Annotated in this window: 7 protein-coding genes; 5 read left to right on the forward strand and 2 right to left on the reverse strand. The window is 62.1% G+C overall.

Translation table 11 applies throughout. The features are described 5' to 3' along the window. Positions 1 to 467: 467 nt before the first annotated feature. Complete coding sequence (locus B7L72_RS08240; protein ID WP_081193666.1) at positions 468 to 1,124, reverse strand: histidinol-phosphatase; 657 nt, start codon at positions 1,122 to 1,124, stop codon at positions 468 to 470. Between the two features lie 166 nt (positions 1,125 to 1,290). Between B7L72_RS08240 and B7L72_RS08245 the strand changes: the two genes are divergently transcribed. Beyond that, on the forward strand, positions 1,291 to 1,785 hold the full coding sequence (locus B7L72_RS08245; RefSeq protein ID WP_039183147.1) for an RNA pyrophosphohydrolase: 495 nt from the start codon (positions 1,291 to 1,293) through the stop codon (positions 1,783 to 1,785). A gap of 86 nt (positions 1,786 to 1,871) precedes the next feature. After that, complete coding sequence (gene ptsP / locus B7L72_RS08250) at positions 1,872 to 4,133, forward strand: phosphoenolpyruvate--protein phosphotransferase (protein ID WP_081193760.1); 2,262 nt, start codon at positions 1,872 to 1,874, stop codon at positions 4,131 to 4,133. Here the strand turns inward: ptsP and B7L72_RS08255 are convergent. Next, positions 4,078 to 4,902 carry an NRDE family protein gene (locus tag B7L72_RS08255; protein ID WP_081193668.1) on the reverse strand — a complete coding sequence of 275 codons (825 nt, stop codon included), beginning with the start codon at positions 4,900 to 4,902 and terminating at the stop codon, positions 4,078 to 4,080. The genes ptsP and B7L72_RS08255 overlap by 56 nt on opposite strands. A 151-nt stretch (positions 4,903 to 5,053) precedes the next feature. Here B7L72_RS08255 and B7L72_RS08260 point away from each other — a divergent pair, with 151 nt between their 5' ends. Genes B7L72_RS08260 through lgt form a run of 3 tightly spaced genes read left to right on the forward strand, consistent with a single transcriptional unit; the run spans position 5,054 to position 7,836 of the window. Further along, complete coding sequence (locus tag B7L72_RS08260) at positions 5,054 to 6,205, forward strand: response regulator (protein WP_081193670.1); 1,152 nt, start codon at positions 5,054 to 5,056, stop codon at positions 6,203 to 6,205. After that, positions 6,202 to 6,999, forward strand: a complete 798-nt coding sequence (locus B7L72_RS08265) for a sulfite exporter TauE/SafE family protein (RefSeq protein ID WP_081193672.1) — start codon at positions 6,202 to 6,204, stop codon at positions 6,997 to 6,999. The genes B7L72_RS08260 and B7L72_RS08265 overlap by 4 nt, the downstream gene beginning before the upstream one ends. A 48-nt stretch (positions 7,000 to 7,047) precedes the next feature. Further along, a complete protein-coding gene (lgt, locus tag B7L72_RS08270; protein WP_081193674.1) occupies positions 7,048 to 7,836 on the forward strand; it encodes a prolipoprotein diacylglyceryl transferase in 789 nt (262 codons plus the stop codon). The last annotated feature ends 378 nt before the right edge of the window (positions 7,837 to 8,214 follow it).

Below are 8,214 nucleotides of genomic sequence, written 5' to 3' on the forward strand. Positions count from 1 at the left end.
TGGTATATTGTCGTTCGGTGGCTTCATCTCTGTGGGAGGCCAATTTTATTGGGCGACTGTCTGAATAGGCTGGGAGCCTGAATCATCGCGGGCTGAAGCCCCCTCCCACGCACTATTACAGCAACGCGAGGAGCGTTGCCGATGGGGGCGCCGGGGGCGCCGGGGGTGGCGGTGGCATGTTGTCGTTCGGGGGCACGTTTGGTTCGGTGGTGCCATCGGGGCGGCTGCCGCCGCCTTCGCGGGTGCCTCTTTCGCTCGTTGCTCTCGCTCAATCGTTACGCCGCGCTACGGGGGGCCTGGGTTTGCCGTGGTGACGTATTGGGGTTGATGATGTGGGCGGCATACCGTAGCGCGGCGCAAGCGGAGCGCACCCGCGAAGCACCCCGATAGGGGTGCCGGTGGTGGCAATGGCTTGGTACACATGACGATAGGGTTGTCGCCACACCATTCAATGCGAGACGCTTACCTCAATCCCGTAAGCTCATGATGCGCCAATGGCGCGCCTCGGCCACTTGGTGCAGGGTATCGTCAGGGTCTACGGCAACGGGGTTGTCGACCACTTCCAGCAGCGGCAGGTCGTTGTGGGAGTCGCTGTAGAACCACGCACCATCGAGGGTGCAGTCCTGGTCTTCCAACCATGCTTCCAAACGTGTGACTTTGCCTTCTCGGAAGCTGGGCACCCCGGCCACGCGTCCGGTATAGCGGCCATCGACCATTTCGGGGTCGACGGCAATCAGATCATCCACGCCCAGCCGCTTGGCAATTGGGCCAGTGATGAAACGGTTGGTGGCCGTAATGATCAGCAGCGTATCGCCCTTGGTGCGGTGGCGGGCCAGCAGCTCTTCGGCCTTGGGCAGAATATGCGGCTCGATCTTGCTAATCATAAACTGTTGGTGCCAGGCAGCAAGCTGTTCCGGGCTGTTGTCAGCCAACGGTTTCAGCGCCAGCGCCAGAAACGCCATCATGTCCAGCGTACCGGCGTTGTAATCGGCCAGGAAGCGCTCGTTGGCCTCGCGGTAGGCCACTGGGTCCACCGCCCCTTGTTCTACCAGGAACTCCCCCCAGGCATGATCGCTATCGATGGATAGCAGCGTATTATCCAGGTCGAAAATGGCCAGACTCACGGCGCTCCCCTTGGTGGTTGATGTTGGTGAGATGTGCGCGGCACAAAGCGCCGGATTATCGCAGAGTCGCCTGGCTTTCACCACTTGGCGTTATCAAATTGTATTGATACGGTTGACTCCCTTGTGGAAAAATGGGGACAACTGAAAATTTATGAAGGTGATGTCCGTGATCGACGCTGACGGCTTTCGCCCCAATGTTGGCATCATTATTGCCAATAGCCAGGGGCAACTGCTTTGGGCGCGTCGTGTAGGACAAAATGCGTGGCAATTCCCCCAGGGAGGCATCAAGGCAAGCGAGACTCCACAACAAGCACTTTTTCGTGAGCTTCACGAAGAAATCGGCCTGACCGCCGACGATGTTGATATTGTCGCCTGCACCCGGGGCTGGCTGCGCTACCGTCTGCCACGACGCATGATTCGTACCCACTCAAGGCCAGTCTGCATCGGCCAAAAACAGAAGTGGTTTTTACTGCAAATTCGCTGCCAGGAAAACCGGATTTGCATGACGGCGACACCCAAGCCGGAGTTCGACGGTTGGCGATGGGTGAGCTACTGGTACCCGCTGGGTCAAGTGGTGCCCTTTAAAAGAGAGGTTTATCGACGCGCGTTACGAGAGCTGTCTCCCCGCGTTCAACGGTTGGCACAAGATAATGAAGGATGACGTGCGCGTCACTGCTGGAAGTCGGCAGTGGGCTATAGCCGGACACTTCCTCAGCGAGGCAAACAACAGTGAATAGTAAAATGTCGATGCTTGAGGTGCTACGACGCGTGATTCAGGAAGTGAATGGCGCGCGCAACCTCGATGCCGCGCTGTCCACCATGGTACGTCGTATCCGCAAGGCCATGCAGACGGACGTCTGCTCGTTCTACCTGTATGACAAAGAGCTGGAGTCGCTGGTGCTGATGGAAACCATCGGCCTGCGCACTCAGGCCGTGGGGCGAGTCATTCTGCCACTGGGCGAGGGCCTGGTGGGGTTGGTAGCCAAGCGCAGTGAGCCTCTCAACCTGGAAGATGCGCAGTCGCACTCGCACTTCCGCTATTTCGAGGCCACCGGGGAGGAGCGCTACTGCAGCTTTCTCGGCGTGCCGATCATCCACCAGCGTCACATGCTGGGCGTGCTGGTAGTGCAGCAGGCGGAAAAACGCCGCTACGATGACGAAGACGAAGCCTTTCTGGTCACCATGGCAGCCCAGTTGGCCGGCGTGCTGGCCCATGCCCTGGCCACGGGCCACCTGACCCGCCCTGCGCTGCCCGGCGGCCAAGCCATGTTCAAGGGCGTGGCCGCTTCGCCCGGGATGGCCATGGGCGAAGCGGTGGTCATTACTCCGCCCGCTGACCTCAACAGCGTGCCAGACCTGATTCCCAGCGATCAGGAGTACGAAATCGCCCGCCTGAAAGAAGCCATCGGCAAGACCCGCGACGAAATCCGCGCGGCGGCCGAGCGGCTGGTCAACCGTATCTCTTCCCAGGAGCTGGCGCTGTTCGATGTCTACCAGCAGATGCTGGGCGAGGCAGCGCTTTCGGAAGAGGTCGAAAAACGCATCCGTGAAGGGCAGTGGGCGCCGGGGGCGTTGGCCGATGTGGTGCGCCGTCACGTGCAATACCTGGAGCGGGTCGATGACGACTACCTGCGTGAACGGGCGGCGGATATTCGCGACCTGGGCCGCCGCGTGCTGGCGCATCTTCAGGAAGATACGCCCGCCACTCCGGAAATCTACCCGGACGACGCCATTCTGGTGGGCGATGAAATCAGCGTGGCGATGTTGGGCGAAGTGCCCCGCGACAAGCTCAAGGGGCTGGTCTCGGTGCGCGGCTCCAGCACCTCGCATGTGGCCATCGTCGCCCGTGCCATGGGTATCCCCACCGTGCTGGGCATGATGGATTTGCCGCTGCCCCGCCTGAACGGCGCGCCTGTGGTGCTGGATGGCCACCGTGGGCGGCTGTTCGTGCGGCCCATGGCGGAGCTCAAGGCTCGCTACGCTAGCCTGATTGCCGAAGAGAAAGTGCTCAGTGAGGTGTTGGCCCACGAGCAGGACCTGCCCAGCGAAACCCCGGATGGCCACGGCATCCCGCTGATGGTGAACACCGGCCTGGCGGTGGATGCGTCGGCCATGCTGAAAAGCCGGATTGGTGGGGTAGGGCTCTATCGCACCGAAGTACCGTTCATGATCACCGAGCGCTTTCCCGGCGAAAAAGAGCAGATGCGCATGTACCGCGAGCAGTTGGCAGGCTTTGCGCCGCTGCCGGTGGTCATGCGCACGCTGGATATCGGTGGCGACAAGGATTTGCCCTACTTCCCCATCGAAGAGGCCAACCCCTTTTTGGGCTGGCGCGGCATGCGCGTCACCCTCGACCATCCTGAAGTGCTGATGGTGCAGCTGCGCGCCATGCTCAAGGCCTCTCAGGATCTGAACAATCTCCACGTTCTGTTCCCGATGATTACCAACGTCGAAGAGGTGGATGAAGCCATTCGCTTGCTCGACCGTGCCATCATCGAGCTGGGCGAAGAGGGCATCCAGGTGGAGCGGCCCAGCGTCGGGGTCATGATCGAAGTGCCTGCCACCATCTATCAGATGGATGCGCTGGCCAAACGGGTGGACTTCTTCTCGGTGGGCAGTAACGACCTTACTCAGTACCTGCTGGCGGTAGACCGCAACAATGCGCGGGTATCCAGCCTCTACGATGCGCTGCACCCAGCGCTGCTGGGCGCGCTGGTCGAGCTGTCTCAGGATGCCCGGCGGCTGAACAAACCCATTTCGCTGTGTGGTGAGCTGGCAGGAGACCCCGCAGGGGCGCTACTGCTGATGGCCATGGGGTTCACCAGTCTCTCCATGAACGCTCCCAGCCTGCCCAAGGTGCGTGCGGCCATTCGGCGTGTCACCTTGGCCGATGCGCAAACGTTGCTCAAGGAGATCATGCAGCTGGATACGCCTTCCCAGGTGCATGCCCATCTCAACCAGCGCTTCGACGAGTGGCAGCTTTCCCACCTGCTTCCCCCCAGGGATTAATACCCCTACGGGCGGGCGCTGCCAACGTGGTCTCACCCTGAAAACGGCCGAGCGGCCCAAAGCGCTGCTCGGTCAGGGTGACGTCTCCTTGCTCACTCAGTGACAGCCATGTCGTGGCCCGCGTGCCGTAGGCCTCCCCCAGAATGAACGCAGCAGAGAGCTGACGTTCCAGCGTCAGCCCCACCCCGGTATCGGGTAGCGCGGCATCCTCCGCTAGGCTGGCATCGTGAAGCGCCTGGCGAGTTGCTCGGCGCCAGAGCGTCGTCTCATGCTGGCTCAGCGCGTGGCGCACCGCCTGGAGCTTGGGCCACGCAGTGTTCAGGCTGGCGTTGGATAGCCCGTGAACCCCCTCGTCCACCTCCGTCAGCGTCACATCATTGCGCCCACGGTGCAGGTGCCAGCAGTGGGTGGGCGTCGCCACCAGCAGATTGAAGCCGGCATAACGGGCTGCGCCGTGCTCGGCCATCTGCCTCAGCCACTTGGCCGGGTCCTCACTGGCCAGCACGTTGGCGACCAGCTCGCCCCGGCTGGGCGGGTGAGCAGGGGGCGACAGCCGTGTATCCCGCACGTTGGTCAGCGCAGCCACCACCCCTTTCCGGTTGGCCGCCAGCCAGGTGCCCCCGGCCTCCAGGTCGCGGCCGCCCAGCAGGGGCTTGTCGTCCCAGTGGGACAGTGGTGCCGTGGGACGGGCATGAAATTCATCCCGATTACCGGCCAGACGCAGCGGGAAACGACTCCCTGGGCGCCATGAAAAGGTGATCAAACACATAAACGACCCCTGTTGGTCACGAAATCCGACTCCTTGCGGTGTGCTGCATGACAGCATCCAAGAGTGGACGTACACTTAGCTTAAAAGCTAAAGCAATAAGGCGGTTCACCTGCCGCGACAGAGCCTCATATCAACGAGGAAGACGCACACTATGCAACGTGATCAGCGAGAGCACTTCTGGAACGCCATCATCTGGCCCGTTCTGTGGCCACTGCTGTTGGTGCAAGCCGCACTCGTACTGCTCTGCCTGTTACTGGGGGTAGTGATATGGGTGATGTCGCCAGAGGCCACCTGGTCGACCACGTTATGGCTTACCCTGGCCCTGCTGCTGGGCAGTTGCATGAATGTAGGCGCTTTCTTGATGTTAATCAAAGCCCGGGCCAGATATAAGGATGCCCGTTTCATGCAGTGCCTGGTCGAGCTGGAGTGCCGTGTCGCCGCCCTGGGGCAGAAGGTCGCTCCCAGCCAGCCATGGGCGGCGGAAGAAGACACCCACCAGCGCCCCCTCAAGCGCCTTACCCATGCCAACGATCGGCTGGCCGCCATGCTGGAACAGCTGGAAAAAATACCCACGGCGCCGCAAGAGAGCGCGGGCCGGGCCGACCAGGCACTGCTGGAAGACCTGCATCACCAGCAGAAGCAGTTGAAGCACCTGATGGCAGGCAGGGAGCGGGCGCGGGAAGAGTCGCGGCTGAAGTCAGGCTACCTGACCTTGATGCAGCGTGAAGCCGACAGCCTGTTCGAATACCTGGGCAGCATGATCAAGGACGACACTACCGAAGCATGTCGCCAGAACGTCACCCATGTGCGCGAGCGGCTGGCCGACATACGCTCGCTGCTGGCCAATTTCGTGCAGCAGAGCGTCAACGAAGCCACCACCTACGACGTGCTGGAAACCGAAGGGTATCAGCCCCGTGTGCTGGTAGTCGATGACGGCCCCGTCAACCTGATGCTGGCACGCCAAATGCTGGAATCTCAAGGGCTTCAGGTAGAAGGCGTCAGCAGTGGCGAGCAGGCGCTGGAGCGGCAACAGTCCACTTTTTACGATCTCGTGTTCATGGACATCTTCATGCCCACGCTGGATGGCCTGGAAACTACCCGCCGCTGGCGTCAGTTCGAGCGGCATAACCCCGCCCATCGCAGTATCATCATTGCCCTCACCGCGAACGTGGACAACGCCGGGCGAGGCACCTGCGAAACGGCAGGCATGGATGATATCCTAGCCAAGCCCTATCAACCCGAAACGCTGCAACGCATGCTCAAAAAATGGCTGCCTGACGCTTTGGAGAAGCCCGCACAATGACATTTGCCGCCATTTTGGCCAGTTATCTCGTACTCGGTGCCGCCGCAGGCACCATGGCAGGACTGTTTGGCGTAGGGGGCGGCATCATCATCGTACCGGTGCTGGTGTTCGCTTTTGGCCTGCAAGGCATCGCGCCAGAAATCACCATGCATCTGGCAGTGGGCACGTCGCTGGCCACCATCGTGGTCACCGGAGCCTCTTCGGCCCTTGGCCACGTGCGTCGCGGCAGCGTACACCGCCCCTGGTTCATGGCGCTGTTGCCGGGGCTCATGCTCGGCGCGATTGCCGGGGTGTTCATTGCAGGGAATCTCTCAGGCACCGTGCTGGGCACACTGTTCGGCGTGTTCGTGCTGCTGCTGGCCGCCAAGATGGTCATTGGCTTGAATCCCAAGCCGGGCAGCGTTGCGCCCGGTAAAGTGGCGATGTCGGTGGCCGGAGGCGTCGTGGGCGCCATTTCGGCACTGTTCGGTATCGGCGGCGGGGCCATGACGGTGCCCTGGCTGTCCCGTGCCGGGGCCAGTATGACCCAAGCCGTGGGCACCTCCGCCGCCTGTGGTCTGCCCATTGCCATCGTTGGGGCGCTCACCTTCATCGTCGTCGGCTGGGGCCACCCGCTGCTTCCGCCGTGGGCCACCGGCTTCGTCATGTGGCCCGCGTTTATCGGCATCGTCGTCACCAGCGTACCCTTTGCACGGCTAGGGGTGCGGCTGGCGCACGTGTTGCCTGCCCACGTGCTGCGCTATGGTTTTGCCCTGCTGCTCACGGTGGTGGGGCTGCGCTTCATCCTGGCGTAATCGCCACCCGGCACGCTGTCACTTCTTTTGTTCACGTAGAGAAACGGAATGATTAATTACCCCACGATAGACCCCGTCGCGATTTCGCTCGGCCCCCTGCAAGTACACTGGTACGGTTTGATGTACGTGGTCGGTTTCGTTGCTGCCTGGTGGCTGGGCTGCCGCCGTGCTGCGCGGATCGGGCTCACCAAGGATGATATCAGCGACCTGCTGTTCTACTGCGCCATCGGCGTCGTGGCCGGTGGGCGCTTGGGCTATGCGCTGTTTTACGGCCTGGGGCAGTGGTCTGCCGACCCGCTGTGGATCTTCCGCGTCTGGGATGGTGGCATGAGCTTCCACGGCGGTTTGATCGGCGTGTTGCTGGCCGCCTGGCTCTTTGCCCGGCGCAAGCAGCTGGCGTTCTTCACCCTCACCGATTTCATCGCCCCGCTCGTGCCCATCGGCCTGGGGGCAGGGCGCATCGGCAACTTCATCAACCACGAACTGCCCGGCCGCGTGACCTCGCTCCCCTGGGGTATGCCGTTTCCCGGCATGGGCCCAGAGCCGCGTCATCCCTCGGCACTTTACGAAGCCGTATTGGAAGGCGCCGTGCTGTTCGTCATCCTCTGGTGGGTCTCGGCCAAGCCTCGCGCGCGCGGGTTCGTCTCCGGGCTGTTTCTGCTGGGCTACGGTGTCTTCCGCTTCATGGTCGAGTTCGTCCGCATGCCCGACGCCCACATCGGCTACCTGGCCTTTGGCTGGTTCACCATGGGCATGCTCCTCACCCTACCCATGATTATTCTCGGACTCTTCCTGATGCTCTGGTCAAAAGGCAAGCCCATCGACGCCAAGGTATAGAAAGCAGTACACCCCGTAGCGCGGCGTAAGCGGAGCGCACCCGCGAAGCAGCGCGAAAGCGTTGCCGATGAGGGCGCGGTGGGCGGCGGTGGCGTTTTCCCGTTTGGTGGCGTAATCGGGGCGGCTGGCGCCGCCTTCGCGGGTGCCTCCATCGCTCGTTGCTCTCGCTCTGTCGTTACGCCGCGCTACGGGTGTGCCTCGATCTGCCGTGGTGATGTATTGGGGGTGGTGTGCCTCGATTTGCCGTGGTGACGTCCTGGGGTTGATGTGGGCGCATACCGTAGCGCGGCGTAAGCAGAGCGCACCCGCGAAGCAACGCGAGAGCGTTGCCGATGAGGGCGCCGGGGGTGGCGGTGCCGTTTTGTGTTTCGAGGGCAC

Source organism: Halomonas sp. BC1, from assembly GCF_002078135.1.
Taxonomy (GTDB): domain Bacteria; phylum Pseudomonadota; class Gammaproteobacteria; order Pseudomonadales; family Halomonadaceae; genus Vreelandella; species Vreelandella stevensii.